Below are 21,233 nucleotides of genomic sequence, written 5' to 3' on the forward strand. Positions count from 1 at the left end.
ATGGGTAGCCTCCTACCCGATTACAAGTGCAGCTAAGGCTGCTGTTAAGGAGTAGCCGGAGTTACTTCTTCAGCCCACTCCGCTTCCAGTTCTTTTTGCCATTTCAGATCGTCCACCAGGCTTTGTGCAAAGTGGCGCATGAAGCCTTTGTCGCTGAAGTTGTTGATCGCTTTTTCGTCTTTGTAAAGGTCTTCCGCTGTCAGGTAAGCGTCTTTTGCAGGGATTTCGAACTTGGTTGCTTTTCCGAAGTTGAACGCGTATTGATCAGCAAACAGACCGACTGTCAAAGGCTCTTTCATTTCTGGCGCCTGGAACGTTACGCTCAGGTCGCTCTTTTGGTGAACAGGCATTTTGTTTTTGTCTACGTAGAAGTCGAGGTTCCAAGCCAGCTTGTGGAAGCCTTCTTTTTTCATTTCTTCTACGATTTTTTCAGGTGTGTATGTTTTGCCTGTCTCTTCCAGCCATTGTTTTGCTTCTTTCAAGCCTTCGTTGATGGTAGCTTCGGCATTGGCACGTTTTTCTGCCTCTGTCGTTTTGCCCATTTCCGGATACATTTCTTCTGTCAGGGAATTGGTCAGCACCAGCATGTCGATTGCGAACGTTTTGACGTCTTGGCTTGCTACCGCGTCGTTAGCAGTGAAGAAGAACATTTTTACCAGTTCTTTGGCATCGATCTTCACGTTTACGTGAGTCGCTTCCACTTTTTCGCCGTTTGGCAAGGTTACGGTTTCTGTGCCGAGGTTTTTCGCATCAGCCAGTTTGTAGCCGTATTTGCCTACGTATTTTTTGATGAAGTCAAGCGTCAGCTTGTTCATTTTGTCTTGGTATTCTTTGAGTTTCGCCGGGTTTGCCTTGTCGTTTCCGCTTACGCCAGTGAAAGCGCCGGAAGTGTTTGCATCCACAGCCAAGTATTTGTTGTCGAGCGGAGATTTCACGAATACTTTGTCGTCGCTTACGAGCAGCTCAACAGACGCTTTTTTGTCGCCAGTCCAGAGCTTGTTGTCGCGCAGCAGTTTGTCGTCGTTTACTTCCAGTTGAACTTTTGCGTTTTTCAAGTCAAGCTGGGAGCCTTTTACTGTTACCCCTGCTTTCAAAGCGGACAAAATGGCTTGTCCTTCTTTGTCAGGATTGGTTTCCCCAAATGCCTGAGGCAATTTGTCTACGTCTCCGGTCAATTTTACAGTGCCTTGGAAGTCGTAGTTTGGTTTATCGATGGATGCCACGATCGAATCGCGCACCAGTGAAGCCTCACCAGCACATCCAGTGAGTACCAGCATACCTGCGAGCAGTAGGGCACTTCCTTTTTTCCACATGCTGTGTTCCTCCCCTATGTATTTGTATTTTTGTTCCTCTATGTATTACGTTTTAGTAAAGAAAAGGTTTCGCAAATACGGAAAAAAATCACAATCGGTCTAATTCGGCGCCGATTTCATGGTAAGATGAAAGGGAATAGATGGTTAGCAAAGAAAGGACGTTGCAGCATGTGGTTGTGGCTTCAAAAGCTGATGAAATTTTTTCAGGGCGAAGAGGAGCAAGATGAAGTAGTGGAAGGGCGTCCGGCAGCGAGTCCTCCTCCTGCAAGCCCGGCTCCCCGCCAGCCCCAAGCGAAGACGAAAAGCATTTACCCGAAAGAGCGGGTAAGTAGCCGGAATATAGAGGATGCGCGTCCACGCAGGGATCGTCAGTTTCGTTTTCCTGTCGTGCCAGACGATTATTTGGAGAACAAGCGAAAAGAGAGAATGAAGCAGCAGGCGACAGAAGAGGCCCAGCGAGTTCAGCCGCCCGTGCGTGAACGGCGGGAGCCAAGCGTCAGGGAGTCTTCCCGCGAGTCTTTTCGTGCCGCACGCGAAGAATACATACCGGACAAGCCTATAGAGACGGGCGCAGACAAAAAGCCGTCTGCTTCCACCGAGTACAAGCGCGAGACACCGAGAAGGGAGCCTGTCAAACAGCCGGACAGCGCAGGGCGCGCGCCTTCGATTGCGGAAGGGAAGAAGGCGTACCAGCCATCGGAGATCGTGTCGCCCGTGTATGGCAAAATCACCCCGGCTACCCGTGAGGCTGAGCATCGCATCCATACGACAGGCGGTATCGTGTACCCGCGTCTGGAGCAGGAGGAGCATCTCCAGCAGCTCAAGCAGTGGGAGCAGGAAATTAGCGAGCGTTATTTCCCGGATGAGACGTGGGAGCATGTGCATTCAGCGAGCGATGCGGGTTCAGCAAGCGACCCCGCAAACGGTTTTGCGAGCGATTTAACCATTGATGCCGCAAGCGCGACGAAGGCGGACAGCCGGGTCAGCGAGCAAGGTGGGGAAAAAGCTGTTCCGCTTGAGCAAGCAGCAGAGGAAATCGCGGATGCACAGGACCAGGCAGCAGCAGCGGCCTTTGTGGCTTCGCAGGCGGAAGCAGCGGTTTCGGAGCCTGGACGTATTGTTGTGGAGCCGCCAGAAATGGTTGGCGGTGAACACGGAGACGGCGAGAAGACAGAAGTCGGGCAGCTAACTGAATGGACGACTGAACCAGGGCAGACAGAGCAGCTGGACGGGGCGTATGAGTCAGGTCTAGGTCCAGAAAACACGCAAGAATGGCAGCAAAGGGCAGCGAGCGGCGCGGTTCATCAGGAAGGCGAGGCGCAAGCGGTTGTGCTCTCGACCGATCATGCGACGACAACCGAAGCAGATGGCGAGTTGGCGGATGCGGAACGTGGCGGCGCAAGCGCAGGAGTGGAGCGAGAGTCAGCGTTTGCAGCGGGACAAGCCGAGACAGAGGGAGAACTTCACGAGGCCGCGGCAACTGCGGAGATCGCGGAGGGACAGGCACAGCCTGACGTGGAGCTTGTGGTCGTGCGAGAACAAGCGGGTGCAGGTGAAGCGGTCGAAAGCGCGGAAGCAGCGGGGGCGACGTTAACAGCGCAGGGGCGTTCGGTGACCGACGAGAGCGAAGCGCAGGCGCAGCAAAAGCTGATCGCAGCGCTAGGCGACGCCGTGCGCACAGGAATCGAGGAGGGCTTCGCGGCTGTTCACGGACAAGGGCAAATAGTCGATAGCGCCAAGCCTGCTGTTACGGGAAGCAACAATCATTTTGATGCCGATGTCAACCGTCTTTTGGCGCGTGCGATGCCGGAGTCGGGCGGTGAAGCTTCGTCTGTGGCGAGCGTGAAGCGGCTGGAGTCTGATGAAGCAACGTTGACCGTGACAGGAGTGAAGCCAGAGTCGAATGAAGCAAAGCTGAACGTGGCGGGAGCGAAGTCAGGGTCGGATGAAGCAGCGATGACCGTGTCGGGAGTGAAGTCGGGGTCGGATGAAGCAACGCTGACCGTGGCGGGAGTGAAGTCAGGGGCGGATGAAGCAACGTCGACTGTGGTGGGAGCGAAGCTGGAGACGGGCGAAGGAAGCTTGACCATGGCAGTAGTGAAGCCGGAGTCGGGTGAAGTGACGATGACTGTGGCGGGAGCGCAGTCAGAGTCGGATGAAGCAACGTCGACTGTGGCAGTAGTGAAGCCGGAGTCGGGTGAAGCGACGTTGACCGTGTTGGGAGCGAAGCCAGAAACGGGCGAAGAAAGCTTGCCCGTGGCAGGAGTGAAGCTGGAATCGGCCGAAGCAACCTTGACCGTGGCAGAAGCGAAGCCAGAAACAGCCGAAGCAACCCCGGTTCTAGTGGCGGATGCTGCTACAGAGAACGCCCAACCAGCACCGCAAGCACCCGTGATCCAGCTGCCAAACGCTGGACAACAGACTGGCTTCCAGACATCGCCAGCCGCCGGGGTGGCAACACCGGGTCCGAGCGCGAATCCACCTGCAAGTACGGCGCAATCAAGCACACCATCCGAGCCAAGCGAAGCGGAAATCGCGGAACCTCCGTACTGCTTGCCGACGCTTGCGCTGTTGAATCCGAGCCCGCCGCCAAGCGATGACGACGATGAGCATACGCAGCTGCAAAAGCTGCTTTTGGAAGAAACGTTGTCCAACTTCAACGTGAGCGCAACGGTCGTCGGGATCGTCAAAGGCCCTTCCGTCACGCGCTTTGAGTTGCAGCCTGCTCCTGGCGTGAAGGTAAACAAAATTACCGGCTTGGTCGACGACATCAAGCTGAATCTGGCGGCCAAAGACATTCGGATCGAAGCGCCGATCCCGGGACGCAACGCGATCGGGATCGAGGTTCCGAATTTGGCGAGCCAGCCTGTACTGATCGAGAAGATCATCGGATCGGAAAAGTTCCAGCAGCATTCGTCGCCATTGGCTGTAGCCCTCGGCATGGACATCGGCGGCGAGCCGATTATTGCGGATATCAAAAAAATGCCGCACGGCCTGATCGCAGGCTCGACCGGATCAGGGAAAAGCGTCTGCATCAACTCGATCATCGTCAGCCTGCTTTACAAAGCGACGCCAGAACAAGTACGGCTTTTGCTGATCGATCCGAAAATGGTCGAGCTGGCACCGTACAACCATTTGCCGCACCTCGTCACACCTGTTGTGACCGACGCGAAGCAGGCGACAGCCTCGCTGAAATGGGCGGTCGAGGAAATGGAAAAGCGCTATGCCCTGTTTGTCGACGCAGGTGTGCGGGATATTGATCGCTACAACCAGACGACAGACGATCAGCTGCCGTATATCGTGATTGTCATTGACGAGTTGGCAGACTTGATGATGGTCTCCCCGCAGGATGTGGAGGATTGCATCATCCGGATTGCGCAAAAAGCGCGCGCCTGCGGCATTCATTTGCTGCTCGCGACCCAGCGGCCTTCGGTGGACGTCATTACGGGCAACATCAAGGCAAACGTGCCGACGCGTTTGGCGTTTGCCGTATTCTCGCAGGTGGATTCCCGCACGATCCTCGACCAGTCGGGGGCGGAACGGTTGCTGGGACGAGGCGACATGCTGTTCCTGGAGAGCGGCACCACCCCGGTGCGTTTGCAGGGCAACTTCGTCTCTGACGATGAGATCGAGCGCATTACGCAGGCGATCAAGAAGCAGCGCAAGCCGTCGTACCTGTTCAGCAAGGAAGATTTGGAGCAGCAGGTGCAATCTTTTGATGCAGGGGATGATCCGCTGTATATGGAGGCGCTGCTGTTCGTGGCAGACCAGGGTCAGGCTTCGGCATCCGGGCTGCAACGCCGCTTCCGGGTCGGCTACAACCGCGCTGCCCGCCTGATCGAGATGATGGAGGCGGACGGCTACGTCGCTGGACAGAGCGGAGGCAAGGCGCGAGCTGTTCTCATCACCCGCGAGGACGCCCAGGCTGTAGCGGACGGCTCGACTTTGTTGTAAAAGAATGTTGCAAAAGCAGAGGAGCTTGCCCAAGGTGGCAGGCTCTTTTTGCTAACCGAGGCAGGTAGGCAGATGCGTGTAAACACGCTGCTGTGGCAGCTTTTTTGCAAAACAGACAGCAGAATATATAAAAAGGCACCGCGCCCAGAGAAGGACGCTCCCGTCGTGCCAAACCCGCGCAACCTCATTTCGTTAGGGAGGTGTCCGTTGGCTTCACCGAGAAGTTTCCTGCTTGCAAGATCAGGCAAAATAAGATATAACTGATTTTAGTTAGATAATCTAATTGAATTACAGAGGTGATGTCATGGCAAAAGAAAGCACAGTGGATCAACAGTTGCCCAAATTAGGGATCGCTCCTTATTTGCAACTGATGAACAACACGATGGCAAAGGGAACGGATCGCAAATCGGCCCAGATGGGATTGCTGATGTTGTGGCTCAGTGACAATGTCCTGGATGTGATCGACGAGGATTTGTCTGCGTTCGGAATTACCGAGAGCAAGCTGGATTTGTTGCTTTTGCTTCTGCTGCATGAGGAAAGAGAACTGGTCACTCCTTCGGCCATCGCAGATCGGCTGGGGATTCGCCGGGCTTCTGTAACAGCTCTGCTCGACTGGCTGGAAAAAAGAAAATGGATTGCCCGCGAGCAAAGCGCCAAAGATCGCCGCATGATTCATGTCCGTATTACCGAAGAAGGAGTGGACTTGATTGACAATGTGCTGCCGACCTTTTGGGCGACTTGCGCTTCCTTGCTCGACGACTTGGATGCGGAGGAACGCAAGCTGTTTGAGAAAATTTTGGTTAAATTGAATGGAAGTATAGAAAAAAGGTTAGGGGTGGGCAGATAATTTTTTTGTGCATATAGTTAGATAATCTTACTATTTTAAAGAGAAATTCAGGTGATGCGATGAAATCCCGTTCCCACCGTTATCGATTGTTTTCAGAAATGCTCCGGGAGGTGTTTTTTCAAGCAAAAGGGCAATGGAAGTTTGTTTTGGTAGCCGCTTCGTCTATCCTGGCGATTTCCGTCCTTGAATTTATCATTCCGCAGTGGACGAAAGTCGTCATTGATCAGGTCATCCCCCAGCAACAAATTGCTGCCTTGTTTGAACTGGGAGCCGCGATCGTTGGAGCTGCGCTGCTGTTGGGAGTGTTTCGGTTTGTTAGCAGCTTCGTGATGACGATTGTCAGCCAAGGAGCGATTTCACAACTGCGGAACAAGCTGTACCGACATACCGTGAACCTGGATTTGAACTTTTTCGATCGCAATCGCACCGGCGATCTCATGTCCAGATTGACGAGTGATGTCAACCAGTTGCAGGAACTGGTTTCGGCCGACACATTATCCATTGTGGCTGATTTCTTCACGTTTATCGCCATATGCGGTTATTTGCTGTATGTCGACTGGCAACTGGCGCTCTTGCTGATGAGCACGTTTCCTTTTCTGTTCTACACGTCGCGGTTTTTCAGCGGACGAATCAAGTCGGTCTATCGAACGGTACGACAATCCTCTGCCGAATTGAGCAATCATTTGCAGGATACGTTGTCAGGGATTCGCGTGATTAAATCATTTGCGAGCGAGAACGATGAAATCGATCGATTCGCTGGACTGACCGAGATCAATCGGGCCTCAATCGTGAAAGCTTCCCGGCTGTCCGCGTCCTTCCCGCCGATTATCGAGTGGCTGAATTACATCGGAATGACACTCGTACTGCTTTTTGGTGCGTGGCAGGCGATGCACAACCACATTACTGTAGGAGACATTGTCGCCTATTTGGCTTACTTGCGTCTGCTGCAAGGACCTGTTCGTTCCTTCAGCCGAATGGTTAGTAAAATTCAACAAGCTTCGGCTGCCTATGAACGAATCCATGAAGTGCTGGTGACGGTGCCAGCAGTGCGGAACAAAGAGAGAGCGATCATTTTACCACCCATTCAAGGAGAGATTCTGTTTGACAATGTGGATTTCGCTTATGAAAAAGGCGTGCCAGTCTTGGAAAATTTTTATTTGCAAATAGAGCCTCAACAAGTTACCGCATTGGTTGGCTCGTCTGGTTCCGGGAAGTCGACCATCGCGCACTTGATTGCCCGTCTGTACGATGTGCAAAAAGGAGCGATTTTCATCGATGGGTATCCACTAACAGATGTCACGCTTGAATCGCTCCGCACGCAAATCGGGATTGTATCACAGGATGTCATCTTGCTTAACGGAACGATTCGGGACAATATTGCCTACGGAAAGCCACAGGCCACTCGCGAAGAGATCGAGGCAGCGGCGAGAGCTGCGAATGCTCTGGAGTTTATTGAAGCTTTTCCGCAAGGGTACGATACGTTGGTCGGAGAAAGGGGCGTCAAGCTGTCTGGCGGTCAAAAACAGCGGCTGTCGATCGCGAGGGCGTTGTTGAAAAATCCGCGCCTGATCATATTGGATGAAGCGACAGCGGCGTTGGATACAGAATCGGAACAACTGATCCAAAGCGCGCTCTCCACTCTGCTTCCCGGGCGAACCTGCCTGGTGATTGCCCATCGTCTCTCCACGATTCAAAGCGCCGATCACATCGTAGTTTTGGAAAAAGGCAGGATTGTCGAAGCGGGCACGCACGAAGGACTGCTGACCCTTTCCGGTCGATACAAAACGTTATACGATAAGCAGTTTCCGCAAATGATCAAAGAGAAGGAGACGCTTCTAGCTTAGTCCATTTACGCTCCAACATTTATGAAAAGAGGTGCCTTATGTCACAAGCAGCGAGTTCAGCGGTAACGAAAAGAAACTTTTCGCTCATGGCGGCGATTTTATGCTGGTCTGGCATGGTCGTCATGTCCAGTTTGTATGTAACGATCCCTTTAATCTCCTTGTTTGCCGAGCTTTATCGCATTACGCCTACGCAGGCAGCGGCTACAGGAAGTGTTTTTTCGGTCGGCTTTGCGATTGGCTGCCTGATTTATGGCGCATTATCGGATAAATACGGACGCAAGCAAGTCATTTTGATTGGACTTGTTGCGCATGCGGCCATCTCTTTGCTGCTTGGCATGGTCGAAAGCTTCTCCTGGATGATTGTGCTGAGAGGGTTGCAAGGCTTTGCGGCAGCCACGTTTTCGCCAGTTGCCCTTGCTTATGCGGTAGAAATGTTTCCGGCAGACAAACGGGTGACGACGATCGGATTTATCAGCACCGGGTTTTTGGTCGCAGGCATCGTCGGGCAGGTTGTCAGTAGCCTCATCAGTGAGCAGCACGGATGGAACGCCGTATTTTATCTCCTGGCAGGGGTGTATGCCTTAACAGCGGTTCTGATTCTTCGCTTCTTGCCAAAAGGAGAGATTCAACAGCCACACGCGACTATATGGGAACCTTTGAAGCAAATCGGTAAAGTATTTTCGCAAAAAAACCTTGTTCTGTGCTATGTGGTGGCATTGGTGCTGCTCATGTCTTTTGTCAGCATGTACACCGTTTTGGGCAATTACTTGAGCGGTCCCGATTTTGGCCTGAATAAAGCAGAAGTTCTTTATGTTCGCTCTGTCGGTGTTTTGGGCATGCTGATTTCTCCTTTGTCCGGAAAAGTAGCGATGCGCTTTGGGGTTCGCGCGGTTCTGCGAGGCGGATTGCTGCTGGCGATGGCAGGCTTGGCTTCGTTGGGGCTGATTGCCAGCTTGCCTTTGCTGATTGTGATGAGTGTCATTTTTGTGGCGGGCATTGCGCTCTCCGTTCCAGCGCTCGTCTCTCTCGTCGGCCAATTGGCAGGCAAGGCGCGCGGAATTGCCGTTTCGGTCTACACGTTTGTTCTATTTGCGGGAACAAGTCTCGGCCCTATTATCTCTATCCGTTTGATGGAAAGCGGCAGCTACTTGCTGACTTTTGCGTTACTGGCGCTGCTCCTCGGCATAGGTCTGCTGGCTTCGTTGCTGATTCAGCGAGAGGTGCCTGCGCCTGCGGAAAATCAGGCGTTGAAACAAACATAAGGGAAAGGCCGCTTGAACATGCAACTTTTTTGTCTATTCAACATTTTCCGACGAATTTGTTGCCGAATGATTCGGGGAGATAGTATGCTATAGGATAGATTGTGGCGATAGCTGGAAGGGGAACGAGACAATGAATCCGCTTGCAAAAAAGTATCAGCAAATTGACGAGAAGATCGTGTTGTTCAACGAGGAGTATTATCTGGGTGTGGCAAAAATCGATATTTCCGCGCTGACGCTGGAAATCAGAGAAGCGCTGTTCAATCACCTCTACGATTTCGACAGCAAAGATATGGAGCTGGAAATCGATGTATCCGAGGAGGACAAAGGGAACTGGTACCTGCAACTGCTCGTCCCGCACGTCCTCACCTTGCCAGAAGCAGCCAAAAGACGGATTGAGCAAGGCACCGAACAATTGGTTCAACACCTGTCCGAAAAGACAAGCGATCTGAACCACGTGCGTCTCATCGGTGACGAAATCTATGACTATGTGAAGCGATACAATCCGGATCTGGAGCGGATTGCCTAATAAAAAACATCTCTTCTCGCCCGGGCAAGTTCACCGGGGAGGAGGGATGTTTTTTTGTGCTGGAAAGTTAGCTTTTTGCGGTTTTGGTCGCCAGCCACGTGCAGGCGGTCTTGTTTGTCGTGGTAGCGATCCACTCGCACGGCTGCCCGTTGACAGGCGTGATCAGCCGGAGCGTGTCGCCTTTGATCCCTCCGTATTTAACCGACGAGCTGGGAGGAGTGCTGACGTAGACGATTCGCTCGTTAATCGCCACGTTGGGGAGGTAGGAAGAGTTGTCAGAGTTGTAGCCGCTCGTCAGGCTGACGGGTACGGGCACGTTTTTCATGGAAAGTGTGACTTTGTCAGCCGCTTTGTGATAAAACATTTTTCCGGTGACCTGGCTGAAATCTCCGCCGTCCACGGTGAGAAAAAGCGGGTATGAACCGGAGCCGTACAGCGCAATCACATGATCGCTGCCGGAGTAGCGGTTGTTTTCCAGATACACATTGCCGCAGCGGTTCAGGTACAGGTTTTGCTTGAGGCGGGGGTCGAACGCGCAGTTGCGGACCGTCACGATTCGTTGCGCCGGGACATCCCATGGATCAAAGCTGAGCGCGTAGCCATCGATCACGGCAGCGCTATCGGCGGCCTCGAAGCAGCAGCCGTCAAACACAAGACCGACGTTGTTGTAGTCGATAGTCAGGCCGCTGCCGATTGTTTTGGCTGCGCCTTGCGAGGTTGTATGCAGAACCCAGTTGCACTGGTGGAAAGTCATGTTCCGCATGAAGTTGACCCGGTTTTTCTGCGCGGTAGCGGTATAAAAGGTAGAGGCGCTGATCGTGCCAGTCAAGCAGCTCAGGCTGAAGCTGGCAAGCGAGACGAGGTGGCTTCCCTGGACGCGAATCGGCGCTGTCGCAATCCCTTCCAGATCGAGCTGTTGGCGGCAGTGGATATTGCTCAGATTGGCGATCATCGGGAGCTTGCCGTCGTATGCTTCATTCAGCTCTACTTCAAAGCGGTCGCAGGAAACATTGACAGCGTTCAGACGCTCCAAGCCTCCGGTGACCGTGATGTCGGAGCGGGTGCGTGTCCGGTTGTCGCTCGTAAAGTCGCTGATCGACACGGAGCGGACGTAGCAGTTCGCTTCCCCGGCGAAGTAAAAATGATCGGCTACGGCATCGGTACACCATATGTGACTCAGCAGCACGTAGTTGATATAGCTTCCAGGCCCGTCGCCGCGAATGTAGAAGTCGGCGGAGTGCTCATAGGCATATGGTTCTGGCGGAACGGGATTTTCGCGCGCATTGGAGTCGATTTTCAGATTGGACACGACAAACGAATCAGCGTCTCCACCCACTGAGGTGATCGAAAACAGCCACCTCCAGTCCTCGGCGGTAGAATTGGCTTTTCGTTTCAAAACGGAAAAAGGACCGGCACCCTGCAGCACCAGGCTTTTGCCTTTCCCTAGTGTGACAGCCAGTCTTTTCGGTTCAATGATATAGGTTCCCGGGGGAAAATACAGCGGAATTTGCTGGTTGACCGCGGCTGCCAGCGCGGCGGATATCGCCTGCGTATCATCTGTCACCCCATCTCCTCGCGCCCCGTAGGACTTTACATCAAGCATCATGCATCAATCTCCTCCACTTTGAAAAAATAGTCAGACAAGATTAGATTGTCTTCTTTCATTTCATTCAAAAAACGAAAAAAGTTGACAACCATTTTGCAAAACAGGCAAGAGCTTGTTTGCCTGGCAAAAGTGTCCTAGTCTTCCTGAACCGTTCCTGGCCGTCCTCATCCTACTGGCATATTTGTCCTAGAACCTCCGTATGAATAAGCAAAGAGGTGGAATGTATGTCGATTTTGGTGACAGGAACTGCTGGATTCATTGGATTTCACGTAGCGAAAAGACTTTTGGAAGGAGGGGAAGTCGTATGGGGGGTGGATAATTGCAACGAGTATTACGATCCCCGCTTGAAGGCAAAAAGACTGTCGATGCTGCAAGAGTTCGAACAGTTCCACTTCTATCAAGCAGATATAGCCGATCAGACGACAATGGACGAGTTGTTCCGCAAAATGCAACCGGAGCGGGTCATCCATCTGGCGGCGCAGGCTGGAGTCAGGTATAGCCTGGAAAACCCTCACGTATACACGTCCTCCAACATCACGGGATTTTTGCATATATTGGAAGGCTGCCGGCACACAGGGGTCAAGCACCTGCTCTACGCTTCTTCCAGCTCCGTCTACGGCGGGAACAAGAAACTCCCCTTTTCCGAGGGCGACCGGGTCGATGAGCCGAACAGCCTGTACGCCGCCACGAAAAAAGCGAACGAGCTGATGGCGTACACGTACAGCCATCTGTACAACATTCCGGCGACCGGGCTGCGGTTTTTTACCGTCTACGGGCCGTGGGGCCGCCCGGACATGGCGCTCTATGCGTTCACCAAGGCGATTTTGGCAGGGCAGCCAGTGAGCATTTTCAACTACGGAAAAATGATCCGGGACTTTACTTACATTGATGATGTGGTCGAGGGCATCTTGCGACTCATGGATCGTTTGCCTGGACCAAAAGACGGAAAGGCGCCGCACAAAGTCTTGAATATCGGGAATCATCGGCCTGTGGAGCTGCTTTCGTTCCTCGAATTGCTGGAACAGAAGCTGAAACGGCCAGCCAACCGCCAGTACATGCCGATTCAGCCAGGAGACGTGCCTGCTACTTTCGCCTCGGTCGATGCGCTGTTCGCAGAAACGGGCTTTCGGCCAGATACTCCGGTCGAGGTAGGAATTTCCCGTTTTGTCGATTGGTATCTTGATTATTACGGTGATGCCCATGCGTAAAAAAGTAGGAGTCGTAGGACTCGGGTATGTGGGCTTGCCTGTTGCGGCTGCTTTTGGGCAAAAGGTTCCGGTGATCGGCTACGACGTGGACGCTGCGCGCATTGCCGCGCTACAGACAGGGCGGGATGAGACGGGAGAGCTGACGGCTGACGAGCTGGCGCGTTCCAGCATCACGTATACGGATGATCCCGGACTGCTCGCGGAATGCGACTTTATCATCGTGACTGTGCCTACGCCTGTGGACGACGCCAAGCGCCCTGACTTGAAGGCGTTGCTGCTCGCCTCCGAGACAGTAGGAAAGCATTTGCAGCCAGGAGCGATTGTCGTCTATGAATCGACCGTATACCCTGGCGCCACGGAGGAAACGTGCATTCCGGTGCTGGAGCGCTCATCCGGGATGCGGGCAGGTGCCGATTTTTTTGTCGGCTATTCGCCCGAGCGGATCAATCCGGGGGACAAGGAGCGCAGACTCGCCCAGATCGTCAAGGTCGTCTCCGGGCAGGATCAGGCGACGTGTAACGAGATCGCGCAAATGTACGGGCTGGTAGTCGAAGCAGGGATTCATAAAGCGTCCTCGATTCAGGTGGCAGAGGCAGCCAAGGTGATTGAAAATACGCAGCGCGACCTGAATATTGCGTTGATCAACGAATTGGCGATCATCTTTGACCGACTGGGAATCGAAACAGCCGACGTGCTGGAGGCGGCTGGAACAAAATGGAATTTCCTGCCGTTTTCGCCAGGACTGGTCGGCGGTCATTGCATTGGAGTAGACCCTTACTATTTGACCTATCAGGCGGAGCGCGTAGGCTACCATCCGCAAGTGATTTTGGCGGGACGGCGCATCAACGACGGGATGGGAAAATTCGTCGCGACCTCCCTGGTCAAGCAGATGATCTGGCGTCATATTCCGATTCAAGGCTCACGCGTCACGATTTTGGGGATGACGTTCAAGGAAAATGTGTCGGATATTCGCAACAGCAGAGTGATCGACATCGTCCATGAGCTGCGGGAATTTGGCGTGGAAGTTCAGGTGACAGACGATTTGGCAGACCCGGAGAAGACATGGACAGAGTACGGCATCAAGCTGAGGGAATGGCACGAATTGCAGCCTGCCGATGCGCTGGTTCTGGCTGTGCCGCACGCGAAATACGTCCAGCTGAGCTGGGCTGAGCTGTCGTCTTTGCTGCACCAAAACTGCGGAGTGATTGCAGATGTGAAAAGCGTGTTGAATCAAAAAACATGCCCGTCTGATATCGTTGTCTGGCGCTTGTAGATGCAGCCACGATTGCGAATCTAGACTGCCTGGAGCGGATGAATATGAGCTACCGGAAGAGAAGATTCTGGTTAAGCTTATCGGACGCAGGAATTATCAGTTTGGCTGTTTGGCTGGCCTGCCTGGTTCGATTTGATTTTTCTTTTGCCGAAATATACGAGCATCGCCCTCTTTATTTGATCATTGGACATGTGCTGTTCGTTTTGGCGGGGATGCATCTCGCCGAGTTGTACCGACCCGTCTACCGTTACGTCAGTGCGGGCGAGCTTGTCTCGATTGTCAAGGCGACGAGTTTGTCCATCCTGATTCTCGCTTTTTTCCTGAACACGCTGGGGCACTGGCTGTGGATGCCGATCCGGTTTCCGATATCTTTGTTTTTGATTGCCTGGACGTTCGTGCTTGCCGGGATCACAGGCTCGCGTTTTCTGTGGAAATGGTGGTATGAGGAACGCGACAAAAGGAGCCTGGATCGCAGGCGCACCTTGATTGTCGGGGCAGGCAGCGCAGGCGTGCTCGTTGCCAGGGAGATGCGGCGGTCGCCGCTGTCCGAGCAACGGCCGATCGCTTTCATTGACGACGAGCCGAGCAAGCAAAATTTGCGCGTGTACGGCTTGCCCGTAATCGGGAGCAGGGAAGACATCCCGCGCATCGTACAGCGGCACGCGATTTCCGATATTGTGATCGCCATGCCGTCTGCGTCGCGCCAAACGATCCGCGACATTTTTGATATTTGCAAGACGACGAAGGCAAGCGTCAAAATTTTGCCGCACGTCTCGGATATTCTCAGCGGGAAAATCAGCATGGGCATGATCCGCAACGTTAAGCTGGAGGACTTGCTAGGGCGCGAGACGGTGGAAATGAATCTGGAAGAAATCACGGGTTATTTGCGCCAGCAAGTCGTGCTTGTTACCGGAGCCGGAGGGTCTATCGGTTCGGAGCTTTGCCGTCAGATCGCTAGATTTGGCCCAGGGAAACTGCTTTTGCTTGGAAATGAGGAAAACGGCATTTTCGAGATCAGTCTGGAGCTGAAGCGAGCATTTCCTGAATTGTCTACAGCAAGCCTCATCGCAGATATACGCGATCGGCAGCGGATTGCTGCGATCATGAGCGAGTATCGTCCTGCCGTCATCTTTCACGCCGCCGCCCACAAGCATGTGCCCCTCATGGAACAAAACCCGAGTGAAGCGTTGAAAAACAACATTTTGGGAACGAAAAATGTGGCCGAATGCGCTCTGGAAGCGCAAGCCGAGCACTTCATCCTGATTTCCACCGACAAGGCCGTCAATCCGACGAGCGTGATGGGCGCCACGAAGCGCATTGCCGAGCTTTTGATCCAGGGATATAACCGCTTTGGTCACACTCGTTTTGCGGCGGTTCGCTTTGGCAATGTTCTCGGAAGCAGAGGCAGCGTCGTGCCGATCTTTCTCGATCAAATTCGGGCGGGCGGTCCGGTGACGATCACGCATCCGGAGATGGAACGGTATTTCATGACTATTCCCGAAGCGGCCCAACTGGTCATTCAGGCTGGCGCGCTGGCGCACGGTGGCGAGATTTTCGTGCTCGACATGGGCAAACCCGTCAAAATCGTCGATATGGCGAAGGACCTGATCCGCTTGGCGGGCCTGGAGCCGGAAAAAGATATCCCGGTCGTCTACACAGGCATCCGTTCGGGTGAAAAGCTGTACGAGGAACTTTTGACGGCGGAAGAAGGGCTGACTTCGACGTGCCACGACCGCATTTTCATCGGAAAGCCGCTCGACTTTTCCTGGAGCGAGCTGTTGTCTGCAATTTCCCGTTTGGAGCAGTTGGCCAAAAAGGGCGGACTGATCGAGGATCACTCAAAAATGATTGAAATCTTGCAGGCGGTCATTCCGAGCTATCAGTCTGCCTCCCAGCCTGTCGACGATGCCAAGCCAGTTCCTTTCTCGGTAGCCACAGGATGAAAGAGACGACGAGGAAAGAGCGAATCGCGCGGACAGCGAGGCAAAAGTGGGCGCGCATCCTGCTGGCAGGGGGGATTGCCTGTCTGGTTGGACTGGGAGGGTATGCGACTTACGTCTATTTTTCGATCAAACAGACCGTAAACAGCATGTACGTCCCGCTGCGGACAGAGAAGACCAAGGCATCTTCCCTTCCTGTGCCAACCGTGAGGCAGCAAGAGCGAGCAGAAAAGCAAGCCCAGCCTGCACAACCTGCTGTGCAGCCAGAGAAAGCAGAAGTGCACGAACCCGTCACCTTGCTCTTGCTCGGGATCGATGAACGGGAAAACGACAAGGGGCGCTCGGATGTGATCCTCGTGTTGACGGTCAATCCGCAGACAAAATCGGCGCTGTTAGTCAGCATTCCACGGGACACGCGCACGCAGCTGGCCCATTCGAAAACGCTGGATAAAATTAACCACGCCTACGCATTTGGCGGACTGCAACAAGCCGTTGACACCGTCGAGCAATTTATTTCCGCGCCTGTCGATTACGTGGTGGCCGCCAACATGGAAGGCTTCGCCGGGATCATCGACACGTTGGGCGGTGTGGATGTCGAGAACAAGCTCGCTTTTACCTACGCCGATTATCACTTTCCGCTGGGGCCGATTCACCTGGATGGAAAGCAGGCGCTCGTGTATGCGCGCATGCGCTATGAAGACCCGCGGGGAGATTTGGGGAGAAACGAGCGACAGCAACTGCTTATCAAAGCGCTGATGCAAAAAAAGGGGGCTTTGGCGTCTCCCTCTACCTTGAACGGAGTCCTCGATACCATGGGGAAATACGTGAAGACGAACATGACCTTTGACGACATGAAAATGCTTGTTCAAAGCTACGGTACGGCCGTATCAAGCGTGGAGACGATTCGGATGGAAGGAAACGGCCAGCTGATCAACGGGATTTACTACTACATCGTAAGCCAGGGGGAGCGGGAAAAGTTGATCCGTCGGCTGTCTGCCTTTCGCGAGCAAGTCGTTGAGAAAGGCGCAGAGAAAGCCGGTGAGGCCAAGCCACTGCCGAATCAAGCGAGTGACAGCATGGAGGGGCGAAGGGGGGAGCAAAATGAATGAAACCGTGAATCTCCGGGAAATATTGCTGGTTTTGTCCAAACGCTGGGGCGTGATTCTCGCCATTACTTCCATTTTTACGATAGGAACGGCACTCATCAGTTTTTTTGCATTGACGCCGATCTATCAGGCAAAAACGGAAATTTTGGTGAATCGCTCGCTGGACTCGAATCTGGAGGGAGTGCTGTCGGTTGCCGAGATTGACTCCAATCTCAAGCTGATCGAGACGTACCGGGTCATTATCGAGAGTCCGCGAATCATGGAGAGAGTCGTGCAGACACTCGGGCCGGAAGCGAGCATGGATGAGCTGCTGCTGCATACGAAAGTAGAGCCGGTCAAAGATTCGCAAGTCATTTCTATTACAGTGGAAGACCCTGATCAAAAGCGAGCCGTGCTGATTGCCAACACGATTGCCACGACCTTCCAGGAAGAAGTGGTCAAAATGTTGAGCATGAACAACGTGCACATTTTGGCGGAAGCGCGCGATAACCCGGCAGCCAAGCCTGTCAGTCCGAAGCCGCTGCTCAACTCGATTATCGGCTTTGTGCTTGGGCTGGCTACTTCTGTAGGCGTTGTGTTTTTCATGGAGCATCTCGATACACGGCTGAGATCGGAAAAGGAAGTGGAGGAATATTTGGGCCTGCCTGTGCTCGCCACCATCGCCGTCATCGACAAAAAGACAAAGAAGCACTTGCGGCAAAAAAGGGCGGAGGAGGTAAGAAGCGAGTATGAGAAGGCAGAAGCCTGACGATCGTTACCAGAAGCTGATCGCCCATTGGGAGCCATTGTCTCCCCTGGTGGAAGGCTACCGCACCTTGAAGCTGAACATTTCGTTTTCCACACAGGGACAAAGGTTGCAGACGGTTTTGGTGAGCAGCCCGGGGCCGTCGGAGGGCAAGACGATTACGGCAGCCAACTTGTCGCTGATGATGGCAAAAGATCGGCGGAAGACGGTGCTGATCGATTTCGACTTGCGCAATCCGCGCATTCATTTCACGTTTGAGATGCCGAATTTGTACGGGATCAGTTCTTATATGACCGGGATGTGCCAGTTTTCCGACATCATTCAGGATGCGGGCGTTCCGAATTTGTCGATCGTGACAGCGGGGCCGATTCCCCACAATCCGGCTGAACTGTTGGGAACGCCGCGACTGGGGGAATTGCTGGAGCAGCTGCGCAACAACTTTGACATGATCGTCGTGGACAGTCCTCCGCTCATTGTGAGCGATGCCATGGTGCTGGCGAGAGAGACGGACGGGTGCATTCTCGTCGTGGACGCGAGCAAAACAAAGCGGGATTCGGCCGTTCGCGCAGTCGAGCAGCTGAAGACGGCCGGGGCCAACCTGCTCGGGGTTGTTCTCAACAACAAAAAGCTCGGGAAGAGAGAAGGCTATTACGGTTATGGGTATATGGAATAGTCAAGTCAGAAGCGGGGGCGAGTAATGGATGAATGCCCTCAAACTTGTTTGGCAGCAGCAGTTGGCCAAAGTCCGCAACAATCGGGACGTTCATGAAGTATTGCACGGTTCAGCGATTACGTTTCTGTTCCGGCTTTTCGGGTTTGTTCTGCTCTATTCGTTGCAGCTGTTTATTGCCAGGGAGTACGGGGCAGGCAATCTGGGCATTTACTCGCTGACGATCACGCTGCTCAACATCGGGATGGTGCTGGCGCTGTTTGGCACCGACACGGCGATCATCCGCTTGCTGGCCGAGTATCGGGCGCAGGGGGCGTCCCAGCGGATTCGGCAGCTGTTCAACAAGGTTGCGGTCTGGACATTCGTGCCCTCTCTCTTGCTTTCGGGACTGTTCTATTTGTTTGCCGAGCCGATCTCCAGCTATGTGTTTGCCAACGAGCTGCCTGCGCAAACGCTGCGGGTGATGGCCTGGATGCTGCCGTTTGTCTCGCTTGCCAGACTGTACGCTTCGGCTTTCCGCGCCTTGCATCGCGTGACGGCGTCCGTGATCGTCGATACGGTGGGCATGCGCTTCCTCCATCTGCTGTTTCTCGTGATCGCGCTGCCCTTGCTTGCTCCGACCCCCAATCTGTTGATCGGCTTGCTCGCAGTCGCTGTCATTTTGAACACGCTGATCGGCATGGGGAAGTGGCATGTTGTGTCGCGAAGCATGAACGCGGGCATTCAGCCGCGCGAGATGGAGGAAGGCCAGGCCATCGGCTTTCGCACGCTTTGCGCCATGGCGATTCCGATGTACCTGAGCGCCTCGATGGAGCTGATCATGAGCTGGACAGACACGATCATGCTGGGGATTTTTACAGACGCGGAAACAGTCGGAGTGTACAGCGTCGTCATTCGTCTCTCGATGGTGACCAGCTTTGCGCTCATCTCCATCAACACGATTCTCTCCCCGAAATTTTCCGAGATGTACGCCCGTGGGGATATGGACGGGCTGAGAAAAATGATTGCGTTTGCCAATCGGCTCATTTTTTTCGCATCTGCTCCGATCAATTTGCTGGTCGCCATTTTTGCCGCCCCGTTGCTTACCTTGTTCGGCGAAGAGTTCGCTGGCAGCAGTCTCGTCCTCGTCATTCTTTGTCTGGGGCAGTTCATCAACTTTTCTTCCGGCAGCGTCATTCCGCTTCTGACGATGACGGGCCGCCAGAAAACGTCGCGCAACATCCTGGTTTTTTCAGCCTTGCTCAACATTTGCGGCAACTGCCTGTTGATTCCCTGGCTTGGCATTACAGGAGCAGCAATCGCCACCGCTATCAGCCTGAGCTGTCGAGATATCTGTGCTTCGTATTGGGCATACCGATATTTCGGTTTCCGCACGTGGTATATCCCGTTCTTCTCTGAAAAAAATTCCGTCTTGATACGAAGACGAGGTAATGAAGAAGGTGGCTTACGGTGAAGGAAGACTTGTATCCGAACATGTTTTGGGACAGCGAGAAGATTCGAGATTGCCGGATTCAGGTGCAAAAGCCATGGGTTCGCGAGGAGTTTTGGTCGTACTATTTCTCCAGGCGCATCTCGATTTACTTGAGTCTGTTTTTGGCAAAAAGAAAAGGGGTTTCTCCGAATGCCATCACGATCGCGGGAATCGCTGCCGGGCTGATCGCCGCCGCAGCTTTCATGTACGGATCGGCCGCGGCCTTTTTGATCGGGTGTTTTTTCTACCAAATGTGCTACCTCGCTGACTGCGTCGACGGAGAAGTCGCCCGGATCAAAAACCAGAACAGCGCAGGGGGCGTCTGGCTCGATATCGGATTGAACTACTCGCTGTACCTCGTCTCGTTCAGCGTCATCTACGGCGTCGCCAGCAGCCAGCCGACTCTCGGGCCGTACTTGATCTACCTGATCCTGTTTACGATTTTTACGGAAATATTGGCGACGAACGGTTCGGATCTCGCTTTTGGTCAAGGGAAAATCTCGCACGAAACCGTATCCATGCGCAAGCGCAGCAGATGGCTCGATGCCGGAGTGTTTCTGTTCCTGACCCAGACAGGCTTCCAGAGTGGCGTGCTGATCGCCGCGCTCATGTGGGCATTTAGCGGACAGCATCAGTTTCTCGATTTGTGGACGGGGTATCATCTGCTGGTGGGACTCCTCAGAGCGCTATACAAGCTGAAACTGAACATCAAGTATGTCACTTCATCGAGACAAGAGGGAGGGGAAGCACATGAAGGCTCTGCTCATGGCGGCAGGACTCGGATCAAGGATCAGCGGGCAAATTGACGGCAGCCCGAAATGCACGATCGATATCGGCAACCAGGCGTTGATTGAAAATACAATTTTGGAGTTGAAGCGAAAAGGGATTCACGAGATTGCCATGGTCGTCGGATACCGTGCTCACGTGATTACCAGTCTGCTTGGCGGCGAAAACATCCGCTTTTTTCACAACCCGTTTTACGATCGCACCAACAGCATCGCCTCCATGTGGTTTGCCCGCGATTTTCTGACGGACAGCGACTGCCTCTTGCTCAACGCGGATGTGTATTTTGAAGAGCAAGTATTGGATGTCGTGCTCCAGGAGACGAGGAGTCCGGTCATGTTCGCCGACCCTTTTCGCAGGGCGGAAGGCGATTACAAATTCGGCTACGAAAACGGCCTTTTGCAAAAGCACGGCAAAGAACTCCCCCTGGAGGAGACGACAGGGGAATACGTCGGGATTGCCCGGCTGCACCGCGAGTTTGTCCCGATCTTTCAGGAGCGGCTGCAAAGTCTGATTTTGCAGCGGCAGCACGATTTGTGGTGGGAAAATGTTCTGTATTCGTTTTTGGGAGAAAGAGACGTGCATGTGGCACAAATACCGCCGGGGCTGTTCTGGGCAGAGGTAGATACATGGGAGGACTACAAGCGGATTCTTCATTTTACGAATCATTTGGCGCATATGTAGG

16 protein-coding genes are annotated in these 21,233 nt (G+C 53.6%); 14 read left to right on the top strand and 2 right to left on the bottom strand.

What is annotated here, in order from left to right:
* Nucleotides 1-44: 44 nt before the first annotated feature.
* Nucleotides 45-1,313 (bottom strand): hypothetical protein, encoded by a 1,269-nt coding sequence (locus DEP07_RS02185; protein WP_122963940.1) that lies wholly within the window; start codon nt 1,311-1,313, stop codon nt 45-47.
* Between the two features lie 168 nt (nt 1,314-1,481).
* Here DEP07_RS02185 and DEP07_RS02190 point away from each other — a divergent pair, with 168 nt between their 5' ends.
* From DEP07_RS02190 to DEP07_RS02210, 5 genes are all read left to right on the top strand, one after another.
* Nucleotides 1,482-5,267: a DNA translocase FtsK gene (locus tag DEP07_RS02190; RefSeq protein WP_281868148.1), complete on the top strand. Its 3,786-nt coding sequence runs from the start codon at nt 1,482-1,484 to the stop codon at nt 5,265-5,267.
* Nucleotides 5,268-5,571: 304 nt separating this feature from the next.
* Nucleotides 5,572-6,114, top strand: coding sequence for a MarR family winged helix-turn-helix transcriptional regulator (locus DEP07_RS02195; RefSeq protein ID WP_122963942.1), 543 nt, complete (start codon nt 5,572-5,574; stop codon nt 6,112-6,114).
* 59 nt (nt 6,115-6,173) lie between these two features.
* A complete protein-coding gene (locus DEP07_RS02200; protein WP_287102046.1) occupies nt 6,174-7,958 on the top strand; it encodes an ABC transporter ATP-binding protein in 1,785 nt (594 codons plus the stop codon).
* 38 nt (nt 7,959-7,996) lie between these two features.
* Complete coding sequence (locus DEP07_RS02205) at nt 7,997-9,220, top strand: MFS transporter (protein WP_287102047.1); 1,224 nt, start codon at nt 7,997-7,999, stop codon at nt 9,218-9,220.
* Between the two features lie 130 nt (nt 9,221-9,350).
* Complete coding sequence (locus DEP07_RS02210; RefSeq protein WP_122963945.1) at nt 9,351-9,746, top strand: hypothetical protein; 396 nt, start codon at nt 9,351-9,353, stop codon at nt 9,744-9,746.
* Between the two features lie 67 nt (nt 9,747-9,813).
* Here the strand turns inward: DEP07_RS02210 and DEP07_RS02215 are convergent, their stop codons facing one another.
* On the bottom strand, nt 9,814-11,352 hold the full coding sequence (locus tag DEP07_RS02215; RefSeq protein WP_173599109.1) for a glycosyl hydrolase family 28-related protein: 1,539 nt from the start codon (nt 11,350-11,352) through the stop codon (nt 9,814-9,816).
* A gap of 224 nt (nt 11,353-11,576) precedes the next feature.
* Here DEP07_RS02215 and DEP07_RS02220 point away from each other — a divergent pair, with 224 nt between their 5' ends.
* Genes DEP07_RS02220 through DEP07_RS02260 form a run of 9 tightly spaced genes read left to right on the top strand, consistent with a single transcriptional unit; the run spans nt 11,577 to nt 21,232 of the window.
* On the top strand, nt 11,577-12,560 hold the full coding sequence (locus tag DEP07_RS02220) for an NAD-dependent epimerase/dehydratase family protein (RefSeq protein ID WP_287102048.1): 984 nt from the start codon (nt 11,577-11,579) through the stop codon (nt 12,558-12,560).
* Nucleotides 12,553-13,833, top strand: coding sequence for a nucleotide sugar dehydrogenase (locus tag DEP07_RS02225; protein WP_287102059.1), 1,281 nt, complete (start codon nt 12,553-12,555; stop codon nt 13,831-13,833). The genes DEP07_RS02220 and DEP07_RS02225 overlap by 8 nt, the downstream gene beginning before the upstream one ends.
* Before the next feature lie 44 nt (nt 13,834-13,877).
* Entirely contained in the window at nt 13,878-15,776 is a 1,899-nt protein-coding gene (locus tag DEP07_RS02230) for a polysaccharide biosynthesis protein (RefSeq protein ID WP_287102049.1), read from the top strand.
* Nucleotides 15,773-16,882, top strand: a complete 1,110-nt coding sequence (locus DEP07_RS02235; RefSeq protein WP_287102050.1) for an LCP family glycopolymer transferase — start codon at nt 15,773-15,775, stop codon at nt 16,880-16,882. Before DEP07_RS02230 ends, DEP07_RS02235 begins: the two co-directional genes overlap by 4 nt.
* Nucleotides 16,875-17,627: a YveK family protein gene (locus tag DEP07_RS02240; protein ID WP_122963951.1), complete on the top strand. Its 753-nt coding sequence runs from the start codon at nt 16,875-16,877 to the stop codon at nt 17,625-17,627. The genes DEP07_RS02235 and DEP07_RS02240 overlap by 8 nt, the downstream gene beginning before the upstream one ends.
* Entirely contained in the window at nt 17,608-18,297 is a 690-nt protein-coding gene (locus tag DEP07_RS02245; protein WP_063228054.1) for a CpsD/CapB family tyrosine-protein kinase, read from the top strand. The genes DEP07_RS02240 and DEP07_RS02245 overlap by 20 nt, the downstream gene beginning before the upstream one ends.
* Nucleotides 18,298-18,325: 28 nt before the next feature.
* On the top strand, nt 18,326-19,747 hold the full coding sequence (locus tag DEP07_RS02250) for a flippase (RefSeq protein WP_173596866.1): 1,422 nt from the start codon (nt 18,326-18,328) through the stop codon (nt 19,745-19,747).
* Nucleotides 19,744-20,571 (top strand): CDP-alcohol phosphatidyltransferase family protein, encoded by an 828-nt coding sequence (locus DEP07_RS02255; RefSeq protein WP_122963953.1) that lies wholly within the window; start codon nt 19,744-19,746, stop codon nt 20,569-20,571. The genes DEP07_RS02250 and DEP07_RS02255 overlap by 4 nt, the downstream gene beginning before the upstream one ends.
* Nucleotides 20,516-21,232: a phosphocholine cytidylyltransferase family protein gene (locus tag DEP07_RS02260; protein WP_280648737.1), complete on the top strand. Its 717-nt coding sequence runs from the start codon at nt 20,516-20,518 to the stop codon at nt 21,230-21,232. Before DEP07_RS02255 ends, DEP07_RS02260 begins: the two co-directional genes overlap by 56 nt.
* Nucleotide 21,233 lies beyond the last annotated feature (1 nt).

The sequence above is a fragment of the Brevibacillus sp. genome, assembly GCF_003521185.1.
Taxonomy (GTDB): Bacteria; Bacillota; Bacilli; order Brevibacillales; family Brevibacillaceae; genus Brevibacillus; species Brevibacillus parabrevis.

What these genes read in the sequence shown, in the direction of transcription:
- DEP07_RS02185 (WP_122963940.1), bottom strand. Translation starts at nt 1,313, where the DNA reads ATGTGGAAAAAAGGAAGTGCCCTACTGCTCGCAGGTATGCTGGTACTC.
- DEP07_RS02190 (WP_281868148.1), top strand. Translation starts at nt 1,482, where the DNA reads ATGTGGTTGTGGCTTCAAAAGCTGATGAAATTTTTTCAGGGCGAAGAG.
- DEP07_RS02195 (WP_122963942.1), top strand. Translation starts at nt 5,572, where the DNA reads ATGGCAAAAGAAAGCACAGTGGATCAACAGTTGCCCAAATTAGGGATC.
- DEP07_RS02200 (WP_287102046.1), top strand. Translation starts at nt 6,174, where the DNA reads ATGAAATCCCGTTCCCACCGTTATCGATTGTTTTCAGAAATGCTCCGG.
- DEP07_RS02205 (WP_287102047.1), top strand. Translation starts at nt 7,997, where the DNA reads ATGTCACAAGCAGCGAGTTCAGCGGTAACGAAAAGAAACTTTTCGCTC.
- DEP07_RS02210 (WP_122963945.1), top strand. Translation starts at nt 9,351, where the DNA reads ATGAATCCGCTTGCAAAAAAGTATCAGCAAATTGACGAGAAGATCGTG.
- DEP07_RS02215 (WP_173599109.1), bottom strand. Translation starts at nt 11,352, where the DNA reads ATGATGCTTGATGTAAAGTCCTACGGGGCGCGAGGAGATGGGGTGACA.
- DEP07_RS02220 (WP_287102048.1), top strand. Translation starts at nt 11,577, where the DNA reads ATGTCGATTTTGGTGACAGGAACTGCTGGATTCATTGGATTTCACGTA.
- DEP07_RS02225 (WP_287102059.1), top strand. Translation starts at nt 12,553, where the DNA reads ATGCGTAAAAAAGTAGGAGTCGTAGGACTCGGGTATGTGGGCTTGCCT.
- DEP07_RS02230 (WP_287102049.1), top strand. Translation starts at nt 13,878, where the DNA reads ATGAGCTACCGGAAGAGAAGATTCTGGTTAAGCTTATCGGACGCAGGA.
- DEP07_RS02235 (WP_287102050.1), top strand. Translation starts at nt 15,773, where the DNA reads ATGAAAGAGACGACGAGGAAAGAGCGAATCGCGCGGACAGCGAGGCAA.
- DEP07_RS02240 (WP_122963951.1), top strand. Translation starts at nt 16,875, where the DNA reads ATGAATGAAACCGTGAATCTCCGGGAAATATTGCTGGTTTTGTCCAAA.
- DEP07_RS02245 (WP_063228054.1), top strand. Translation starts at nt 17,608, where the DNA reads ATGAGAAGGCAGAAGCCTGACGATCGTTACCAGAAGCTGATCGCCCAT.
- DEP07_RS02250 (WP_173596866.1), top strand. Translation starts at nt 18,326, where the DNA reads ATGAATGCCCTCAAACTTGTTTGGCAGCAGCAGTTGGCCAAAGTCCGC.
- DEP07_RS02260 (WP_280648737.1), top strand. Translation starts at nt 20,516, where the DNA reads ATGAAGGCTCTGCTCATGGCGGCAGGACTCGGATCAAGGATCAGCGGG.